Source organism: Burkholderia sp. Bp9004, assembly GCF_003858025.1.
In the GTDB taxonomy this organism is placed as follows: Bacteria; Pseudomonadota; Gammaproteobacteria; order Burkholderiales; family Burkholderiaceae; genus Burkholderia; species Burkholderia diffusa.
The window spans coordinates 197,352-216,445 of record NZ_QTQD01000008.1 but is presented as its reverse complement, the minus strand read 5'-3'; the positions used below and the strand labels follow the sequence as shown (position 1 = coordinate 216,445).

Below are 19,094 nucleotides of genomic sequence, written 5' to 3'. Positions count from 1 at the left end.
CGCCGATCAGCGGAACACGACCGTCTTCGTGCCGTTCAGCACGACCCGGTGCTCGACGTGCCACTTCACGGCGCGCGCGAGCGTCACGCACTCGACGTCGCGGCCGATCGCGGTGAGCTGGTCGGGCGTCATGCTGTGGTCGACGCGCTCGACTTCCTGCTCGATGATCGGGCCTTCGTCGAGATCGGTCGTCACGTAGTGCGCGGTCGCGCCGATCAGCTTCACGCCGCGGTCGAACGCCTGGTAGTACGGTTTCGCACCCTTGAAGCTCGGCAGGAACGAATGGTGGATGTTGATCGCCCGGCCGGCGAGCTGCTGGCACATGTTCGGCGACAGGATCTGCATGTAGCGCGCGAGCACGACGAGATCCGCCTGGTGTTCGTCGATCACTTCAAGCACACGCGCTTCCTGCGCGGCTTTCGCCGCATCGGACGAACCGCCGACGAGCGGGAAGTGATGGAACGGAATGTTGTAGCTCGCGGCGAGCTGGTAGAACTCCTTGTGGTTCGACACGATCGCCGGGATCTCGATCGGCAGCTGGCCCGTGCGGTAGCGGAACAGCAGGTCGTTCAGGCAGTGGCCGATCTTCGACACCATGATCACGACGCGCGGTTTCACGGCCGCGTCGTGCATCTCCCAGCGCATCGCGAACTGCTCGGCGAGCGGCGCGAATTCGTTGCGAAGCGTGTCGAGCGCCGACGCGGCATCCGCGCCCCCGCCGTCCTGCACGAAGTGCACGCGCATGAAGAACTCGCCGGTGCGGCTGTCGCCGAACTGCGCCGAATCGAGGATGTTGTTGGCGCGTTCGAACAGGAAGCCCGAGACTGCGTGGACGATGCCGTGCCGGTCGGGGCACGACAGTTTCAAGATAAAGCTGTGATCGGTCGACATGACCGCTACTCCCTTCGTTTCGGTGTTCGTCAAATAGGCCATTCGTTCGGCCGCGCCCGGGCCGGCGTGCTGCGCGTTACGCGGCCGGCGCGAACAGCGCGTCGATGCCCGCCGCGTCGGCCGCCGCGAGCCAGCGATGGCGCAGCAGCGTGTCGAGCATCGCGAGGCTCGCATCCATCGTCGCGCGGCCTTCGCGCAGCCAGCCGATCACCTCGGATACACCGGCCAGCAGGTGCTCGGCCACTTCGCCATCCTGGTTGTGCGGCGCGAAGTCGCGCGGCAGCGGCAGGTCGTACACGAAGATCAGTTCGGACTGCGTGCCTTCCGGCAGCGAGCACAGCACCTGCACCGCCCGGCCCGCGATCGCGCGCGCCGCCAGTTCGGCCGGCATGCCGGCCTCTTCCCAGCATTCCTTCGTGAGCGTCTCGTGAACGCCCAGGCCCCAGCCGATGCCGCCCGCGACGACGTTGTCGAGCATGCCGGGATCGGTTGCCTTGGTCGCGCTGCGGCGGCCGAGCCACATCCGCGGCACGGCCGGCTCACCCGGCGCAACCGCATATTCTACGATGCCGTTCAGGTGCACTGCATACGTCTGCGTGCCGAAGAAGCGCGACGCGGCGCGTTCGATATACGCGAGCGGTGGATCGTCGAAGCGGTTGCGGATCGCGTAGATCTCGTCGCGCCAGCCCGGAATCGCGCCCTCGGCCGCCAGCGCACCGATCGCGCTCGCGAGCGCCATGCTGCGCGCGTCGACCGTGTCATAACGCGCCGACAGCACGACGCGCGTGTCGGTCAGCTCGAACACGTCGGGCCAGCGGGCGAGCTTGGCGACGTCCTGGCGACGCACCCAGCCGACCTGCTCGCCGGCGATCTCGAAACGCAGGTGCGCGGCCGGATCGAAGCGGCGCGCGGCCGCGATGCACGGAAACGTCATCGGGCTCAGTCCTTCAGCGCGACGCGAATGCCGATCGCAATGAACGTCGCGCCGGCGATCCGGTCGAGCCACACGCCGGCCTTCGGGCGGCGCTTCAGCCATGTGCCGATCGCGCCCGCGCCGACGCCGAACAGCGAGAACACCACGGCCGTCTGCAGCATGAACAGCGCCCCGAGCTCGAACATCTGCAGCGTCACGCCCTGCACGCCATGCGGATCGACGAACTGCGGCAGGAACACGACGAAGAACAGCGTGACCTTCGGGTTCATCAGGTTACCGATCACGCTCTGCCGGAAGATCGCGCCAAGCGGCTGCGGCGGACGCGCGTGCGCGTTCGCGAGCCCCTGGCTGCGCAACGCCTTGATGCCGATCCACACGAGGTACGCGGCGCCCGCGAGCTTCAGTGTCTGGAACGCGACCGGCGACGAGCGCAGCACGGCCGCGACGCCGAGCGCCGCGAGCGTCGTATGGAACAGGATCCCGGCCGTGAAGCCGAGCGCGGCGACGAAGCCGGCCGCTCGGCCCTGCGAGATGCCGCGCGCGAGCACCTGCAGGTTGTCGGGACCCGGCGCGAACGTGATCGCGATCGACGTGGCGAGAAACAGCATGAAGTTGGGCATCGTGACCTCGCGGCGTGGGCCGGCGTCCAGTGGTTCAGTGGCCGGCGAATTCGGTGACGGTATAGACGGGCAGCCCCGCGTTGCGCAGCAGCGTCGAGCCGCCGAGATCGGGCAGATCGATGATCGCCGCACCTTCGACGACGACCGCGCCGAGCCGCTGCAGCAGGTTGCGCCCCGCCATCATCGTGCCGCCGGTCGCGATCAGGTCGTCCATGATGATCACGCGGTCGCCGGCGCGGCACGCGTCTTCGTGGATCTCGACGGTCGCGCTGCCGTATTCGAGGTCGTACGACTCCGAGCACGTCTTGTACGGCAGCTTGCCGACCTTGCGGATCGGCACGAAGCCGACGCTCAACTCGTACGCGACGATCGGCGCGATGATGAAGCCGCGCGCGTCGAGCCCCGCGACATAGTCGAGCTTCGCATCGACATAGCGTTCGACGAACAGGTCGACGAGGATGCGCAGCGCCTTCGGGCTCTGCAGCAGCGTCGTGATGTCACGGAACATCACGCCCGGCTGCGGCCAGTCGGGCACGGTGCGGATCTGGCTGTGGATGAAGGCGACCGGATCGAGCGGTGCGCCCGACGACGAATGCGGCATGAAACTCTCCGAAAAAAACGGTGCGCGAAGATCGGGCACCGTTTCGAGTAAATACGGGTCAGGTTATCGAATCGCGACTCACGCGACTGCGGCCGGCGGTTCGCGCCGATGCCGCGACAGCCGCTCCTCCGCGAGCGCGAGCGCCTCGGGCAGCCCGCGCAGCACGACGATGTCGCTCGCGCGCAGCTTGGTCTGCGGATCGGGTTCGACGCCGCGGATGCCGTGCCGGCGGATCGCCGTGACTTCCAGCCCGAGCGCATACAGCCCGAGTTCCTCCAGCGAGCGCCCGACCGCATCCGCGCGCGCGTCGACCGGCACCGATTGTAGCCGCACCTGCTCGTGATCGTCGTCGTCCGCATCGTCCGCGCCGCGGAAATAGCCGCGCAGCAGGCTGTAGCGCTCGTCGCGCATCTCCTCGACGCGCCGCACGACCTTGCGCATCGGCACGCCGACCAGCACCAGCGTGTGCGACGCGAGCATCAGGCTGCCCTCGACGATCTCCGGAATCACCTCGGTCGCGCCGGCCGCGAGCAGCTTCTCGAGATCGGCGTCGTCGACCGTGCGCACGATCGCCGGCAGCGTCGGCTCGAGTTCGTGCACGTGATGCAGCACGCGCAGCGCGGACGGCGTGTTCGCATACGTGATCGCGACGGCCGCCGCGCGATGGATACCGGCCGCGAGCAGCGACTCGCGACGCGCCGCGTCGCCGAACACGACCGATTCGCCGGCCGTCGCGGCCGCGCTCACGCGATCGGGGTCGAGGTCGAGCGCGACGTATGGAATGCCTTCCTGCTCGAGCATGCGCGCCAGGTTCTGCCCCGCGCGGCCGTAGCCGCAGATGATCACGTGGCCGCGCTGCTTGAGGCTTTGCGTCGCGATCCGCGTCATCTGCAGCGACTGCTGCATCCATTCCGTCGACGACAGCCGCATCACGATCCGGTCGGCGTTCTGGATCAGGAACGGCGCGGCGAGCATCGACAGCAGCATCGACGCGAGGATCGCCTGCAGCAGCGTCGAATCGACGAGATGGCGGTCGAGGATCAGGTTCAGCAGCACGAAGCCGAATTCGCCGGCCTGCGCGAGGCCGATGCCGGTGCGCATCGCGACGCCCGGCGTCGCGCCGAACAACCGCGCAAGTCCGGCGATCGTCGTCGCCTTGAACAGGATCTGCCCGACGAAGAAGCCGAACACGAGCACCGGATGCTCCCAGATCACGCGCGGATCGAGCAGCATCCCCGTCGTCACGAAGAACAGGCCGAGCAGCACGTCGCGGAACGGCTTGATGTCCTCCTCCACCTGATGGCGGAACGGCGTCTCGGAGATCAGCATCCCCGCGATGAACGCGCCGAGCGCGAGCGACAGGCCAAAGCGGTCGGTGATGAACGCGGCGCCGAGCGTGACGAGCAGCAGGTTCAGCACGAACAGCTCCTGCGAGCGGCGCCGCGCGACGACGTTCAGCCAGCGCGTCATGAAACGCTGCCCGATGACCAGCAGCAGCGTCAGCGCGATCACGATCTTGACCGCCGCGAAGCCGAGCGTGAGCGCGAGATCCTTCGACGACTCGGCGCCGAACGCGGCGATCACGATCAGCAGCGGCACCACGGCCAGATCCTGGAACAGCAGCACGCCGAAGATGTTGCGGCCGTGCGCGGTCTCGATCTCGAGCCGCTCGGCGAGCATCTTCGACACGATCGCCGTCGACGACATCGCGAGCGCGCCGCCGAGCGCGATGCAGCCCTGCCACGTGATGTGCACCCAGCGCTCGAACAGCAGGCCGAGCGCCAGCGCGAGCACGAGCGTCGCGACCACTTGCAGGAGGCCCAGCCCGAACACGAGCCGCTGCATCGCCCGCAGCTTCGCGAGCGAGAATTCGAGACCGATCGAGAACATCAGGAACACCACGCCGAATTCCGCGAGATGCTCGGCCCGCTCCAGATCCGCGGCGACGCCGAACGCGTGCGGCCCGACCAGGATGCCGACGGTCAGGTAGCCGAGCATCGGCGGCAGGTTCAGCGAGCGAAATACGACGACGCCCACCACCGAGGCCAGCAGCAGCAGCAGGGTCATTTCGAGCGGGGAAATCACGGGCGAAGCGTCCTCGTTCGTCGGGGCCACGGCAATGCGGGCGCGGGTGGTGGCGGTGGGCAAGCGACATCGGACGAGTCCGAAGGCGCGGCGCGGCGAACAAACGCCTTTGCTATACTCCGCGCATGATAGCGAAAATCAATGATGATCGGGCGCTCGCGCTCGCCCGCGACGTGCTCGACATCGAGGCGGACGCCGTGCGCGCGCTGCGCGACCAGCTCGACGGCGACTTCGTCCAGGCCGTCGCGCTGCTGCTCGGCTGCCGCGGCCGCGTCGTCGTATCCGGCATCGGCAAATCCGGGCATATCGCCCGCAAGATCGCGGCCACGCTGGCGAGCACCGGCACGCCGGCCTTCTTCGTCCACCCGGCCGAGGCCAGCCACGGCGACCTCGGCATGGTCACGTCGGACGACGTCTTCATCGGCATCTCCTATTCCGGCGAGTCGGAAGAACTCGTCGCGATCCTGCCGCTCGTGAAGCGGATCGGCGCGAAGCTGATCGCGATCACGGGCCGTGCGGAATCGAGCCTCGGCACGCTCGCCGACGTGAACCTGAACGCCGCGGTCTCGAAGGAAGCCTGCCCGCTGAACCTCGCCCCCACCGCGAGCACGACCGCCGCGCTCGCGCTCGGCGACGCGCTTGCCGTCGCGGTGCTCGACGCGCGCGGCTTCGGCTCCGAGGATTTCGCGCGCTCGCATCCGGGCGGCGCGCTCGGCCGGCGCCTGCTCACCCACGTGCGCGACGTGATGCGCTCGGGCGACGACATTCCGCGCGTCGGGCTCGACGCGACGCTGTCGGACGCACTGTTCCAGATCACCGCGAAGCGCCTGGGCATGACCGCCGTGGTCGACACCGACGGCCGCGTGGCCGGCATCTTCACCGACGGCGACCTGCGCCGCGTGCTGGCGCGCGACGGTGATTTCCGCACGCTGCCGATCGTCGACGTGATGACGCGCGAACCGCGCACGATCGGCCCCGACAATCTCGCGGTCGAGGCCGTGGAACTGATGGAGCGCCACCGGATCAACCAGATGCTGGTGGTCGATGCCGACGGTGCGCTGATCGGCGCGCTGAACATGCACGACCTGTTTTCGAAGAAGGTGATCTGATGAGTGCAGCGCTGACTGCGGCCGAACGCGCGAGCCGCGTGAAGCTGATGGTTTTCGACGTCGACGGCGTGCTGACCGACGGCGGCCTGTTGTTTACCGCGGCAGGCGACGCGATGAAGTCGTTCAATTCGCTCGACGGCCACGGCGTGAAGCTGCTCGGCGAGGCCGGCATCGCAACCGCGATCATCACCGGGCGCCGCTCGGACATCGTCGCGGCCCGCGCGAAGGAAATGAAGATCGCGCATCTGTTCCAGGGCGTCGAGAACAAGCTCGCCGTGTTCGGCGACCTGATCGCATCGCTCGGCATCACCGCCGACGCTTGCGGCTATATGGGCGACGACTGGCCCGACCTGCCGGTGATGCTGCGCTGCGGCTTCGCGACGGCACCGGCCAACGCGCACCCCGAGGTGATCGCCCGCGCGCACTGGGTGGCCGAGGCCCGCGGCGGCCACGGCGCGGTGCGCGAAGTCTGCGACGCGATCCTGCGCGCGCAGCGCCGCTACGACGCGCTGCTCGCCGCTGCCTGCGGAGCCTGACGGATGAACACGCATTTCCGCTGGACCCAGCTGCTGCCGCTCGTCGCGGTCGCCGCGCTCGCGGGCATCACGTGGTGGCTGCTGCAGGCGACGCTGCCGCCGCCCGGCGAAGGCACCGTGCAGCCGAAGCGCCACACGCCCGACTATTTCGCGGACAACTTCTCGGTCACCGAGCTCGACCAGACGGGCACGACGCAGTACCGTCTGACGGCCGCGAAGCTGATTCATTACGAAGACACCGAAAACAGCGACCTGACCGATCCGGCCATGCGCGCATTCCAGCCCGGCAAGCCGGTCGTGACGACCACCGCGAAGCGCGGCACCGTCAACGGCGACGTGTCGATCGTCGACTTGTACGACGACGCGCGCATCCTGCGCGTGGCCGGCGGCGGCGACCCGCAGATGCAGGCCGATTCCCAGCATTTCCGGATCTTCGTCAATGACGATGTGATCCAGACCGAAAAGCCGGTTAAACTTCAGCGCGGCCTGTCGCTCGTCAACGCGACCGACGGCATGAAGTACAACAACGTCACCCGGGTCATCGAGCTTTACGGCAACGTGCGCGGCACGATCGCCGCGGCGGACACGTCCGGCGGCTCGAAAGGTCAATCCAGGTGACGCATCCCTCACGTGACTGCATGAACGAACCGTTCCCTCGACAGAATTCCGGCGGCGCTGCGCGCGCCGTCCGCGCCGCGCTCGCCGCGACGCTCGTGGCGCTCCCGCTCGTCGGGCTGGCGCCGCTCGCCCATGCCGAGAAGGCCGACCAGAACAAGCCGATCAACGTCGAGGCGGACAACCTGACCTATGACGACCTGAAGCAGGTGACGGTCGCGACCGGCAACGTCGTGATCACGAAAGGCACGATCATCATCAAGGGCGACCGCGTCGAAGTGCGCCAGGATCCCGAAGGCTATCAGTACGCGACGTCGTTCGGCAGCGGCAAGAAGCACGCGACGTTCCGTCAGAAACGCGAAGGTCTCGACGAATACATCGACGGCGACGCCGAGCGCATCGACTACGACGGCAAGCAGGACCTGACGACGCTGACCACCGCCGCGACCGTGCGCCGCCTGCAGGGCACGTCGACGATCGCCGACACCGTGCACGGCAGCGTGATCACGTACGACGGCCAGCGCGACTTCTACACCGCGAAGGGCGGCAAGGACGTCGCGGCGCCGGGCAACCCGAACGGCCGCGTGCGCGCGATGCTGTCGCCGAAGAACGGTGGCCCCGGGCAGCTGAACGGCGCGCCGGCGAAGTTGTCGCCGTCGACCACGATCCAGGGAGCGCCGGGCCAATGAACGCGCTTTCGAACCGCCAGCCAGCCGGCACGACGAGCTCGCTCGTCGTCCGCAACCTGAAGAAACGCTACGGCTCGCGCACGGTCGTCAAGGACGTGTCGCTCGACGTGAAGAGCGGCGAAGTCGTCGGCCTGCTCGGCCCGAACGGCGCCGGCAAGACGACGTCGTTCTACATGATCGTCGGCCTCGTGCCGCTCGACGCGGGCGAGATTTCGCTGAACGGCAGCTCGATCAGCCTGCTGCCGATCCACAAGCGTGCGTCGCTCGGCCTGTCGTACCTGCCGCAGGAAGCGTCGGTGTTCCGCAAGCTGACCGTCGAGGAAAACATCCGCGCGGTGCTCGAACTGCAGCACGGCGACGACGGCAAGCGGCTGTCGAAGGACGCGATCGCGGCGCGCACCGAGGCGCTGCTCGACGAGCTGCAGATCGGCCACCTGCGCGAGAACCCGGCGCTGTCGCTGTCGGGCGGCGAACGCCGTCGCGTCGAAATCGCGCGCGCGCTGGCGACCAACCCGAACTTCATCCTGCTAGACGAACCGTTCGCCGGCGTCGACCCGATCGCAGTGCTCGAGATCCAGAAGATCGTCAAGTTCCTGAAACAGCGTAACATCGGCGTGTTGATTACCGATCACAACGTCCGCGAAACGCTCGGCATCTGCGACCACGCATACATCATCAGCGACGGTTCGGTGCTCGCCGCCGGCGCGCCGAGCGAAATCATCGAAAACGAAAGCGTGCGCCGCGTGTACCTCGGCGAACACTTTCGCATGTAACCTTCCCCGCGGCTGGCCGCCCCCTCCGGCGTCCGGCGGCTCCCGCCTGCGGCCGTGCGCCGCGCCGCGCGTAATCGCGGATGGCTCAAGGCACCTGGGTCGTGGCAAACTGCCGGTATGACTCCCTCTCTGCCATGAAAGCCAGCCTTCAACTCCGCCTGTCGCAACACCTGGCACTGACACCGCAACTGCAGCAGTCGATCCGGCTGCTGCAGTTGTCGACGCTCGAACTGCAGCAGGAAGTCGCGATGGCCGTCGCGCAGAATCCGCTGCTCGAGAACGATGACGAATGGATCGCGAGCCCGCTGCGCGTCGCGGCGGACGGATCGCTGATCGCGCAGACGCCTCCCAGCCAGAATACCGAGTCGGGCGCCGCGAACGGCAGCAGCCAGTCGAGCGATCGCGCCGAGCGCGACGAACCGGCCGCCGCCGACGAATACGACAGCTACGCATCGGGCGACGCCGGCGACGGCCCGCAGTGGAATCTCGACGAGTTCGGCCGTTCGAGCGGCGCATCGGACGACGACGACCTCCCGCCGCTGCAGGTGCAGGAAGCCGCGACGTCGTTGCGCGACCACCTGTCCGCGCAATTGCGCGTCACGCAGGCCAGCCCGCGCGATCGCGCGCTCGTGATGTTCCTGATCGAATCGCTCGACGACGACGGCTACCTGACCGCCTCCCTCGACGAAGTGCTCGCCGACCTGCCGCCGGAACTGGAAATCGACTGCGACGAACTGAATGCGGCGCTCGCGCTGCTGCACAGTTTCGACCCGGCCGGGGTCGGGGCCCGCTCGGCGTCCGAATGCCTGAAGCTGCAGTTGCTGCGCCTCGATCCGTCCCCGACACGCACGCTCGCGCTCGAGATCGTGTCGCAGCATCTCGAACTGCTCGCCGCCCGCGACTTCACGCGGCTGCGCAAACACCTGAAGGCGAGCGACGACGCGCTGCGCGACGCGCACGCCCTGATCCGTTCGCTGGAGCCGTTCCCCGGCGCCGCGTACGGCAAGGCCGAGGCCGACTACGTCGTGCCCGACATCATCGTGAAGAAGGCCGGCCAGGGCTGGCTCGCGGAACTCAATCCGGAAGTGATGCCGCGCCTGCGAATCAACAACCTGTACGCGAACATCCTGCGCAACAGTCGTGGCGACCCGTCGGCCGGATCGTTGAAACAGCAGCTCCAGGAAGCACGCTGGCTGATCAAGAACATCCAGCAGCGATTCGACACGATCCTGCGTGTCGCGCAGGCTATTGTCGAACGTCAGAAGAATTTCTTTGCGCACGGTGAAATTGCCATGCGCCCCTTGGTTTTGCGGGAAATAGCTGATACGCTGGGCCTACACGAGTCGACTGTCAGCCGTGTGACAACTGGCAAGTACATGCTGACCCCGTTCGGGACGCTTGAATTTAAGTACTTCTTCGGATCACACGTTTCGACCGACACCGGAGGCGCCGCATCGTCGACCGCCATCCGAGCCCTGATCAAGCAACTGATAGGAGCTGAAGACCCAAAATCGCCACTTTCGGACAGCCGCATTGCCGAGCTGCTGGCAGAACAGGGATTCGTGGTCGCGCGCCGCACGGTTGCCAAGTATCGCGAAGCCCTCAAAATCCCGGCAGTGAATCTGCGCAAGTCTCTTTAAGCCTGCTGCCTGCCCGGCGGCAGGCGTGTTCCGGCCACCGCGCACACGGGGAACAGGCCGGGCGACTTGTCCGCGAATGTGCCGCTACCTGCGGCAGGGGCAAGTCGACCGGAGCGCCGCCTCGATGCGGCCGGGTGGTCACTCGCTTGGAGAAGCACTATGAACCTGAAGATCAGTGGACATCATCTCGAAGTCACGCCTGCAATTCGCGAATACGTGATCACCAAGCTGGACCGGGTGCTACGGCATAGCGATCAGGTAATCGATGGCACTGTGATCCTCTCGGTCGACAATCACAAGGAAAAGGACAAGCAGCAGCGCGCGGAAATCAATCTGCATCTGAAGGGCAAGGACATCTTCGTCGAAAGCGCGAACGGCAACCTGTACGCTGCGATCGATCTGCTGATCGACAAGCTGGATCGCCAGGTCGTCAAGCACATGGAGCGTCTGCAGACCCATGCGCACGACCCGATCAAGCTGCAGCCGTCGATCGACCAGATCGAACTGCCGCCGCAATAACGTTCACCGCAATACACACGCCGCCCGGTTCGCCGGGCGTTTTTTTTGTGTCCGAGCGGCAGTGGTGCGACCGGTCCGTCCATGCCGCGCCACGCACGCGGCTGTGCTCTATAATGTTCCGGTTATCGCCGGGGGGCGTTGGGTGCGGTAGCTGCCTTGCAGGTTTCCGATGCCGAACGCCTTGATATCGCCGAACATGGAAAATCAGTCTGCCGCCGCAAGGAGACCCCAGGCCGCCCAATCGCCTGCCAACATGAATCGCCTAGCCAAAATCCTGCCCATAGAGAACGTCGTCATCGACCTCTCCGTCACCAGCAAGAAACGCGTCTTCGAACAAGCCGGGTTGATCTTCGAGAATCAGAACGGCATCGCCCGCAGCACCGTCACGGATAACCTGTTCGCGCGCGAGCGCCTCGGTTCGACCGGGCTCGGCGAAGGCGTCGCGATTCCGCACGGGCGCATCAAGGGGCTCAAGCACCCGCTCGCCGCGTTCGTGCGGCTGGCCGACGCGATCCCGTTCGAAGCGCCCGACGGCCAGCCCGTCGGTCTCCTGATTTTCCTGCTCGTCCCCGAGCAAGCCACCCAGCAGCACCTCGAGATCCTGTCGGAAATCGCGCAACTGCTGTCCGATCGCGACGCGCGCGAGCGTCTGCACAACGAAACGGATATCGCCGAGTTGCATCGCCTGCTCACTCAGTGGCAACCTTGAGTTGATCCGGGCGGAATTTTTCCGGTACGAGGCGGCATACGCCGTCGTCCAGGGCCGCCCGGCATGGCGACGTCCGTCGCCGCGCGCCTGCACACCGGCCCATTGGAGTGACGAGAGTCATGGATACGTCCAGCATCAACGCCCAGAGCATCTTCGACGACAACGCGGCCACGCTGAAGCTGAGCTGGCTGACGGGGCATGAAGGCTGGGAGCGCGGTTTTTCGGCCGACACCGTCGCCAACGCAACGTCGAGCGCCGACCTCGTCGGCCACCTGAATCTGATCCACCCGAACCGGATCCAGGTGCTCGGCGAAGCCGAAATCGACTACTACCAGCGGCAGACCGACGAAGACCGTTCGCGCCACATGGCCGAGCTGATCGCCCTCGAGCCACCGTTCCTCGTCGTCGCCGGCGGCGCTGCGGCGCCGCCCGAACTCGTGCTGCGCTGCACGCGCTCGTCCACGCCGCTGTTCACGACGCCGATGTCGGCCGCCGCGGTGATCGACAGCCTGCGGCTCTACATGTCGCGCATCCTCGCGCCGCGCGCGACGCTGCACGGCGTGTTCCTCGACATCCTCGGGATGGGCGTGCTGCTCACCGGCGACTCCGGGCTCGGCAAGAGCGAACTGGGCCTCGAACTCATCAGTCGCGGCCACGGCCTCGTCGCGGACGATGCCGTCGACTTCGTCCGACTTGGCCCCGATTTCGTCGAAGGCCGCTGCCCGCCGCTGCTGCAGAACCTGCTCGAAGTGCGCGGCCTCGGCCTGCTCGACATCAAGACGATCTTCGGTGAAACGGCGGTCCGCCGGAAAATGAAGCTGAAGCTGATCGTCCAGCTCGTGCGCCGCCCGGACGGCGAATTCCAGCGGCTGCCGCTGGAAAGCCAGACGGTCGACGTGCTTGGCCTGCCGATCAGCAAGGTCACGATCCAGGTTGCGGCCGGCCGCAACCTCGCGGTGCTCGTCGAGGCGGCCGTGCGGAATACGATCCTGCAGTTGCGCGGAATCGACACGTTGCGCGATTTCATGGATCGGCAACGACTCGCGATGCAAGATCCCGACAGTCAGTTCCCCGGCAAGCTCGTGTAACGCTCCCCGCGCCGGCCTCGCAGCGCCGACGCGTCGAGCCGGTGCTATGATGAAACGTCAGGATTCTCTGCTTCCCATGCGCATCGTCCTTATCACCGGCATCTCCGGCTCAGGCAAGTCCGTCGCGCTGAACGCGCTCGAAGACGCAGGCTACTACTGCGTCGACAACCTGCCGCCGCACGTGCTTCCCGAACTCGCCCGCTACCTGGCCGACGGCGGCCAGCACCGGCTCGCGGTCGCGATCGACGCGCGTTCGAGCGCGTCGCTGGACGAAATGCCCGGTCTGATCCGCGCGCTGTCGCTCGAGCACGATGTCCGCGTGCTGTTCCTCAACGCGAGCACGCAGGCGCTGATCCAGCGCTTCTCCGAAACGCGCCGGCGCCACCCGCTGTCCGGCTCGCCGTCGCACGACGCGAACGTCGGGCTGCTGTCGTCGCTCGAGGAAGCGATCGAGCGCGAACGCGAGCTGGTCGCACCGCTCGCCGAATTCGGCCACCAGATCGATACCAGCACGCTGCGCGCGAACGTGCTGCGCACGTGGGTCAAGCGCTTCATCGAGCAGAAGAACAACGACCTGATGGTGATGTTCGAGTCATTCGGCTTCAAGCGCGGCGTGCCGCTCGATGCCGACCTGATGTTCGACGTGCGCGCGCTGCCGAACCCGTACTACGACCATGAGCTGCGCCCGCTCACCGGGCTGGACCAGCCGGTCATCGCCTTTCTCGACGCACTGCCGATCGTCCACCAGATGATCGACGACATCCATGCGTTCCTGACGAAATGGCTCCCGCACTTTCGCGAAGACAACCGCAGCTACCTGACCGTCGCCATCGGCTGCACGGGCGGTCAGCATCGCTCGGTGTTCATCGCGGAAACGCTCGCCGCGCGCCTCGCGCACGATGCGAACGTGATCGTGCGGCATCGTGACGCGCCCGTGGATGTCGACGCGTCGTCGCGGCTCGTCGCCGAGGTCGAACGACCTTAGCGACACCGCCCTCTTGCCGGTGCGCCATGTCCACGCTATCGACCACCCTGATCGACCTGCCGCTGTTTCCGCTGCACACGGTGCTGTTCCCCGGTGGCTGGCTGCCGCTCAAGGTGTTCGAGGCGCGCTATCTCGACATGTCCCGCGCATGCCTGCGCGACGACGCGCCGTTCGGCGTGTGCCTGCTGAAGAGCGGGCCAGAAGTCGCGCAGGACGGCGCCGTGTCGGTGCCCGAAACGATCGGCTGCATGGCGCGCATCACCGAGTGCGATACCGGCGAATTCGGGATGCTATACCTGCAGGCGATCGGCACGCAGCGATTCGAGCTGCTGTCGTATCGCGTCGAAGGCAACGGGCTGCTGGTCGGGATCGCGGAGCCGCTGCCCGACGACATCCCGCTCGAAGGTGAACAGGCGCTCGCGCAATTCGGCTCGTGTGCCGAGGTGCTGGAGCGCATCATCGAAGCGCTGAAGAAATCCGAACCGGACAAGATGCCGTTCGCCGAACCGTTTCGTCTCGACGACCCGAGTTGGGTATCGAACCGCCTCGCTGAACTGCTGCCGCTCGACCTGCGTGCGCGGCAGAAATTGATGGAATTTCCGGACGTCGGCGCGCGGATCGATGCCGTGCACCACGTGCTCGATCGGCACGGATGGCTGTAAGCCTCGGCTGGCCAAACGCGTCGCAGCGGCGTCGCCGAGCGAATCATCCTGGCGGGCAAAACACCCGCGGCGGCCCGGCGCTTCCGTGAGCGCGCCGCGCCCTTCCCTTTTCTTTACAGCAGCGGCCCGCTCAACGCATCGAGCAGCTTGCGCACGGGCGCCGGCACGCCGTACGCATCGAGCCCCGCCAACGGCACCCACGCCGTCTCGGCATCCTGCGCGTGCGTGAGCGGCCGCCCGCCGTTCGCCACATCGCTCAGCCGCGGCTCGATCTCGAGCCGGAAATGCGTGAACGTGTGCGTGAACGGCGCGAGCGGCACCGGGCCGCCACCGCCGAAGCCGCGTGCGAGTTCCGCGAGTGCCACATCGCCGTCTGCCTGCGGCAGGCACCATAGGCCGCCCCAGATGCCGGCCGGCGGACGCCGCTCGAGCAGCACGGCGTCGCCGTCGCGCAACACGAGCATCCAGGTCTTGCGCGTCGGCACCGCCTTCTTCGGCCGCGCGGCCGGAAGTTCGCGCTGCCGGCCCGTCGATTGCGCGACACAGTCGCCCGCGAACGGGCAGCGCGCGCAATCCGGCTTGCCGCGCACGCACAGCGTCGCGCCGAGATCCATCAGCCCCTGCGTATAGGCACTCACGTCGGCCGCGTTCGCGGCATCCGGCAGCAGCGATTCCGCAAGCGCCCACATGTCGTTCTCGACGCGCTTCTCGCCCGGAAAGCCTTCGACGCCGAACACCCGCGCCAGCACGCGCTTCACGTTGCCGTCGAGGATCGTCGCGCGCGCACCGTACGCGAACGACGCAATCGCCGCGGCCGTCGAACGGCCGATGCCCGGCAGTTCGGCGAGCGCTTCCGGCGTCGACGGGAATACGCCGCCATGCTCGGCGACGACGACCTGCGCGCAGCGATGCAGGTTGCGTGCGCGCGAGTAGTAGCCGAGCCCGGCCCACAGCGCCATCACGTCGTCGGACGGCGCGGCCGCGAGCGCGGCGACGTCGGGAAAGCGCTCGAGAAAGCGCGTGTAATACGGGACGACGGTCGAGACCTGCGTCTGCTGCAGCATGATTTCCGACAGCCAGATCCAGTAGGGATCGCGGGTGTTCTGCCACGGCAGGTCGTGGCGACCGTGCACGCGCTGCCAGGCGATCAGGCGCGTGGCGAACGTGCGATGCAGCGGTGTGACGGGGAACGGAGCGGGAGCAATGCGGGGCGGCTTCAAGTGTTCGAATCTTTGGAAAGAGGTTGCAACGCGCGACTCAACGCTGGCAGGTCGGGCAGAAATAGGTCGAGCGCTGCCCCTGCACGATCTGGCGGATCGGCGTGCCGCATGTGCGGCAAGGTAGCCCCGCCCGGTCGTAGACGAAGCAGTCGAGCTGGAAATAGCCGCTTTCGCCGTTGCTGCCGACGAAATCGCGCAGCGTGCTGCCGCCGCGCTCGATCGCGTCGGCGAGGGTCGCGCGCACCGCGTCGGCCAGCCGCTCGTAGCGCGGCAGCGACACCTTGCCGGCGGCGATCGTCGGCCGGATGCCCGCGCGAAACAGGCTCTCCGACGCATAGATGTTGCCGACGCCGACGACCATGTTGCCCGCGAGCAGCGCCTGCTTGACCGACACCGTGCGGCCGCGCGTGCGCGCGTGCAGCAGCGCGCCGGTGAACGCCGGCGAGAACGGCTCGACGCCGAGGCTGGCGAGCAGCGGATGCGCATGCACGTCGCCCGCTTCGCGCGGGTGCCACAGCACCGCGCCGAAACGGCGCGGATCGCGGAACCGGAGCACGAATTCGTCGAAGATCCAGTCGATGTGGTCGTGTTTCGCGGCGACCGGCACGCCGGCCGCGGGCAGCACGCGCAGCGTGCCCGTCATCCCGAGATGAACGATGAACCAGCCCGCGTCGACCTCGAACAGCAGATACTTGCCGCGACGCTCGACAGCGAGCACCTCGCGCGCGCGCAATTGCTCGGCGAGCTCCGCCGGCACGGGCCAGCGCAGCATCGCGGTACGGACGTCGACACGCTCGACGCGGCGGCCCGCGACAAAGGGCTCGATGCCCCGGCGCGTGACTTCGACTTCTGGCAACTCTGGCATGTTTTGCGGGTCTGAGACTGGATTCACGATCGTGCGTGTATTGTAGCGAGCGCGTTACAATCGGTTGAAACATCGAACGGATTTCCATGACCTTGCCCTCGAAGCTGCTTCTGAAGCGCCCCGCCGCCGTGCGCGGCGCGCGCGCCTTCCCGGTCCGCCGTGCGCTCGGCGCCGCGCTGTTCGCCGCGTGGACCCTCACCGCCTTCCCGGCTCACGCGCAGAATCCGGCATCGGACGACGCGGAGCCGCAGGGCGCGTTCGAGCACGTAATGCCGGACGAGAAAAAGGATCTGCCGGGCGTCCCGCTGACGAGCCAGATCGTCTACCAGGTGCTGGCCGCCGAGGTCGCGCTCCAGCGCAACCAGCCCGCGCCGGCCTACCAGACCTACCTCGCGCTCGCCCGCGACACGCGCGACCCCCGCATGGCGCAGCGTGCGACCGAGATAGCGCTCGGCGCGCAAAGCCCGGCCGACGCGCTGTCCGCAGCCAATCTGTGGCGCCAGTACGCACCCGATTCGAACCGCGCATCGCAAGTCGACGCCGCGCTGCTCGTGCTCGCCGGCAAGCCGGCCGACGCGCAGCCGATGCTCGCGCGCGAACTGGCCCGCGCGACCGGTGAAACGCGCGGCCCCGCGATCCTCGCGCTGCAGGCACTGCTGGTGCGCGGCGCCGACCGCGTCGGCGGCCTCGCGGTGCTGAAGGACATGCTGAAGAACGACATGAACCGCCCCGAGGCGCAGCTCGCGATCGCGCGGCAGCAAATCGCGGTCGACGACAAGGAAGGCGCGGCGCAGTCGCTGAAGCAGGCGCTGCAGATCCGCCCCGACTATCTGCCGGCGGCGCTGATGCTGTCGCAGATGGGGCCCGCCGAGCGCGCGGCCGGCATCGCGTCGTTCGAGAAATATGTTCAGCAGAATCCGAAGTCGCGCGATGCGCGCCTCGCTCTGTCGCAGCTCTATCTCTCCGACGACCGCCTCGACGACGCGCAGAAGCAGTTCGAGACGATGCGCAAGCTCGACTCGAAGGACCCGACGCCGCTGATGGCGCTCGCGCTGATCAAGATCCAGCAGAAGAAGCTCGACGACGCGAGCGCGTACCTGAAACAGTACGTGCAGCTCGGCGACAAGCAGCCGAACCTCGACGTCGGCCAGGGCTACATCTACCTCGCGCAGATCTCGATCGAACAGGGCAACGATGCGCAGGCGTCGCAATGGCTCGACAAGGTCGACCAGACGAGCCAGCACTACCTGCCCGCGCAGATCACGCGCGCGCAGCTGCTGCAGAAACAGGGCAAGACCGACGAGGCACGCAAGGTGCTCGACGACCTGCCGATCAGCGATCCGCGCGATGCGGCCGTGGTCGCACGCACCGATGCGTCGATCCTGTTCACCGCGAAGCGCTATCCGGAAGCCGAGGCGCGACTCGCGCAGGCAGTCCAGGATTTCCCGGACGATCCCGACCTGCGCTACGACTACGCGATGGCGGCCGAGAAGACCGGCCACTACGCGGCGATGGAAAAGCAGCTGCGCGAGCTGATCCGCACGCAGCCCGACAACCCACAGGCGTACAACGCGCTCGGCTATTCGCTCGCCGATCGCAACCAGCGCCTGCCCGAGGCCAGCAAGCTGATCGACAAGGCACTGTCGCTCGCGCCGAACGACGCGTACATCATGGACAGCCTCGGCTGGGTGAAGTACCGGATGGGCGACACGGCGGGCGCGACGAAGGTGCTGCGGCGCGCGTACGAGCTGCAGCCGAACGCCGAGATCGGCGCGCACCTCGGCGAAGTGCTGTGGAAGAGCGGCGCGCAGGACGACGCGCGCGTCGCGTGGCGTGCCGCGCAGAAACTCGAACCCGACAACGACACGCTCGTGCAGACGCTCAAGCGCCTGCAGGTCAACGGCCTGTGATGCGGATGTTCCCGATGCTTTCCCCGTCTTCCCGCGCGCTGCGCGCGCTTGCCGCGGCTGGCGCCGCGCTCGCGCTCGTCGGCTGCGCGAGCACGCCGCCGTCGGCAAATGCGCCGTCGGGCGCCGTGCTGCAGACGGCCGCGACACACGCGTACCACGGCCGCTTCGCGGTGCAGTACAGTGACCGCCTCGGCCGACCACAGAACGTGTACGGTAACTTCGACTGGCAGGAGCACGGCGACGACGTGTCGCTCGAACTGCGCAGCCCGCTCGGCCAGACGCTCGCGGTCGTGAAATCGACGCCGCAGGCCGCATCGCTCGAACTGCCGAACCGCCAGCCGCAATACGCGACGGACGTCGGCGAACTGATGCAGAACGCGCTCGGCTTCTCGCTGCCGCTGGCCGGTCTGCGCTATTGGCTGCTGCCGACGCCCGCGCCCGCGACGCCCGCGCAGACGGTGCGCGACCCCGCGGACACGACGCACGTCAAGCAGATCCGCCAGGACGGCTGGACGATCGACTATCTCGCCTACGCGGACGCACCGGCGACGGGCGTCAAACGCGTCAACCTCGTGCGCGCGACGCCGCCGCTCGACATCAAGCTCGTGCTCGACCAGTAAGCACGTGAACCTAGCCCCGACAT

20 protein-coding genes are annotated in these 19,094 nt (G+C 67.4%); 13 read left to right on the top strand and 7 right to left on the bottom strand.

Features of this window, described 5'->3' with window-relative positions; genetic code table 11:
- Window positions 1-6 precede the first annotated feature (6 nt).
- From purU to DIE08_RS12360, 5 genes are all read right to left on the bottom strand, one after another.
- A complete protein-coding gene (gene purU / locus DIE08_RS12380; RefSeq protein ID WP_124626287.1) occupies window positions 7-891 on the bottom strand; it encodes a formyltetrahydrofolate deformylase in 885 nt (294 codons plus the stop codon).
- Window positions 892-967: 76 nt separating this feature from the next.
- Window positions 968-1,825: a DUF4743 domain-containing protein gene (locus DIE08_RS12375; protein WP_124902039.1), complete on the bottom strand. Its 858-nt coding sequence runs from the start codon at window positions 1,823-1,825 to the stop codon at window positions 968-970.
- Between the two features lie 5 nt (window positions 1,826-1,830).
- On the bottom strand, window positions 1,831-2,445 hold the full coding sequence (locus DIE08_RS12370) for a LysE family translocator (protein WP_059598829.1): 615 nt from the start codon (window positions 2,443-2,445) through the stop codon (window positions 1,831-1,833).
- 34 nt (window positions 2,446-2,479) lie between these two features.
- Window positions 2,480-3,046, bottom strand: coding sequence for an adenine phosphoribosyltransferase (locus DIE08_RS12365; protein WP_059526281.1), 567 nt, complete (start codon window positions 3,044-3,046; stop codon window positions 2,480-2,482).
- A gap of 78 nt (window positions 3,047-3,124) precedes the next feature.
- Complete coding sequence (locus DIE08_RS12360; RefSeq protein WP_124626291.1) at window positions 3,125-5,131, bottom strand: monovalent cation:proton antiporter family protein; 2,007 nt, start codon at window positions 5,129-5,131, stop codon at window positions 3,125-3,127.
- Window positions 5,132-5,256: 125 nt separating this feature from the next.
- Between DIE08_RS12360 and kdsD the strand changes: the two genes are divergently transcribed.
- The 11 genes from kdsD (at window position 5,257) to DIE08_RS12305 (ending at window position 14,456) form a co-directional block, all read left to right on the top strand.
- Window positions 5,257-6,240, top strand: a complete 984-nt coding sequence (gene kdsD, locus DIE08_RS12355; protein WP_059598830.1) for an arabinose 5-phosphate isomerase KdsD — start codon at window positions 5,257-5,259, stop codon at window positions 6,238-6,240.
- Window positions 6,240-6,776 carry an HAD family hydrolase gene (locus DIE08_RS12350; RefSeq protein ID WP_059598831.1) on the top strand — a complete coding sequence of 179 codons (537 nt, stop codon included), beginning with the start codon at window positions 6,240-6,242 and terminating at the stop codon, window positions 6,774-6,776. The genes kdsD and DIE08_RS12350 overlap by 1 nt, the downstream gene beginning before the upstream one ends.
- A 3-nt stretch (window positions 6,777-6,779) precedes the next feature.
- On the top strand, window positions 6,780-7,394 hold the full coding sequence (gene lptC / locus DIE08_RS12345; protein WP_059451451.1) for an LPS export ABC transporter periplasmic protein LptC: 615 nt from the start codon (window positions 6,780-6,782) through the stop codon (window positions 7,392-7,394).
- Window positions 7,395-7,414: 20 nt separating this feature from the next.
- Window positions 7,415-8,080 carry a lipopolysaccharide transport periplasmic protein LptA gene (gene lptA, locus DIE08_RS12340; RefSeq protein ID WP_059464489.1) on the top strand — a complete coding sequence of 222 codons (666 nt, stop codon included), beginning with the start codon at window positions 7,415-7,417 and terminating at the stop codon, window positions 8,078-8,080.
- The gene (gene lptB, locus DIE08_RS12335; RefSeq protein ID WP_059598832.1) at window positions 8,077-8,853 is read left to right on the top strand and encodes an LPS export ABC transporter ATP-binding protein; all 777 of its coding nucleotides are present in this window, start codon (window positions 8,077-8,079) and stop codon (window positions 8,851-8,853) included. Before lptA ends, lptB begins: the two co-directional genes overlap by 4 nt.
- Before the next feature lie 134 nt (window positions 8,854-8,987).
- The gene (locus DIE08_RS12330; protein ID WP_059598833.1) at window positions 8,988-10,493 is read left to right on the top strand and encodes an RNA polymerase factor sigma-54; all 1,506 of its coding nucleotides are present in this window, start codon (window positions 8,988-8,990) and stop codon (window positions 10,491-10,493) included.
- A gap of 159 nt (window positions 10,494-10,652) precedes the next feature.
- A complete protein-coding gene (gene hpf, locus DIE08_RS12325) occupies window positions 10,653-11,012 on the top strand; it encodes a ribosome hibernation-promoting factor, HPF/YfiA family (RefSeq protein WP_006477786.1) in 360 nt (119 codons plus the stop codon).
- Window positions 11,013-11,181: 169 nt separating this feature from the next.
- Window positions 11,182-11,721, top strand: a complete 540-nt coding sequence (locus tag DIE08_RS12320) for a PTS sugar transporter subunit IIA (RefSeq protein ID WP_059598834.1) — start codon at window positions 11,182-11,184, stop codon at window positions 11,719-11,721.
- 119 nt (window positions 11,722-11,840) lie between these two features.
- On the top strand, window positions 11,841-12,809 hold the full coding sequence (gene hprK, locus DIE08_RS12315; RefSeq protein WP_010090664.1) for an HPr(Ser) kinase/phosphatase: 969 nt from the start codon (window positions 11,841-11,843) through the stop codon (window positions 12,807-12,809).
- A gap of 76 nt (window positions 12,810-12,885) precedes the next feature.
- On the top strand, window positions 12,886-13,794 hold the full coding sequence (rapZ, locus tag DIE08_RS12310; RefSeq protein WP_059526093.1) for an RNase adapter RapZ: 909 nt from the start codon (window positions 12,886-12,888) through the stop codon (window positions 13,792-13,794).
- Window positions 13,795-13,820: 26 nt separating this feature from the next.
- Window positions 13,821-14,456, top strand: coding sequence for an LON peptidase substrate-binding domain-containing protein (locus DIE08_RS12305; protein WP_059598835.1), 636 nt, complete (start codon window positions 13,821-13,823; stop codon window positions 14,454-14,456).
- 113 nt (window positions 14,457-14,569) lie between these two features.
- On the opposite strand, the gene mutY is transcribed toward DIE08_RS12305, so the two are convergent.
- On the bottom strand, window positions 14,570-15,676 hold the full coding sequence (gene mutY / locus DIE08_RS12300) for an A/G-specific adenine glycosylase (RefSeq protein WP_124902038.1): 1,107 nt from the start codon (window positions 15,674-15,676) through the stop codon (window positions 14,570-14,572).
- A 37-nt stretch (window positions 15,677-15,713) separates the two neighbouring features.
- Entirely contained in the window at window positions 15,714-16,541 is an 828-nt protein-coding gene (gene mutM, locus DIE08_RS12295; protein ID WP_124902037.1) for a bifunctional DNA-formamidopyrimidine glycosylase/DNA-(apurinic or apyrimidinic site) lyase, read from the bottom strand.
- An 86-nt stretch (window positions 16,542-16,627) separates the two neighbouring features.
- Here mutM and DIE08_RS12290 point away from each other — a divergent pair, with 86 nt between their 5' ends.
- A complete protein-coding gene (locus tag DIE08_RS12290; protein ID WP_124626297.1) occupies window positions 16,628-18,451 on the top strand; it encodes a tetratricopeptide repeat protein in 1,824 nt (607 codons plus the stop codon).
- Window positions 18,451-19,071: a lipoprotein insertase outer membrane protein LolB gene (lolB, locus tag DIE08_RS12285; RefSeq protein WP_124626472.1), complete on the top strand. Its 621-nt coding sequence runs from the start codon at window positions 18,451-18,453 to the stop codon at window positions 19,069-19,071. The genes DIE08_RS12290 and lolB overlap by 1 nt, the downstream gene beginning before the upstream one ends.
- Window positions 19,072-19,094 lie beyond the last annotated feature (23 nt).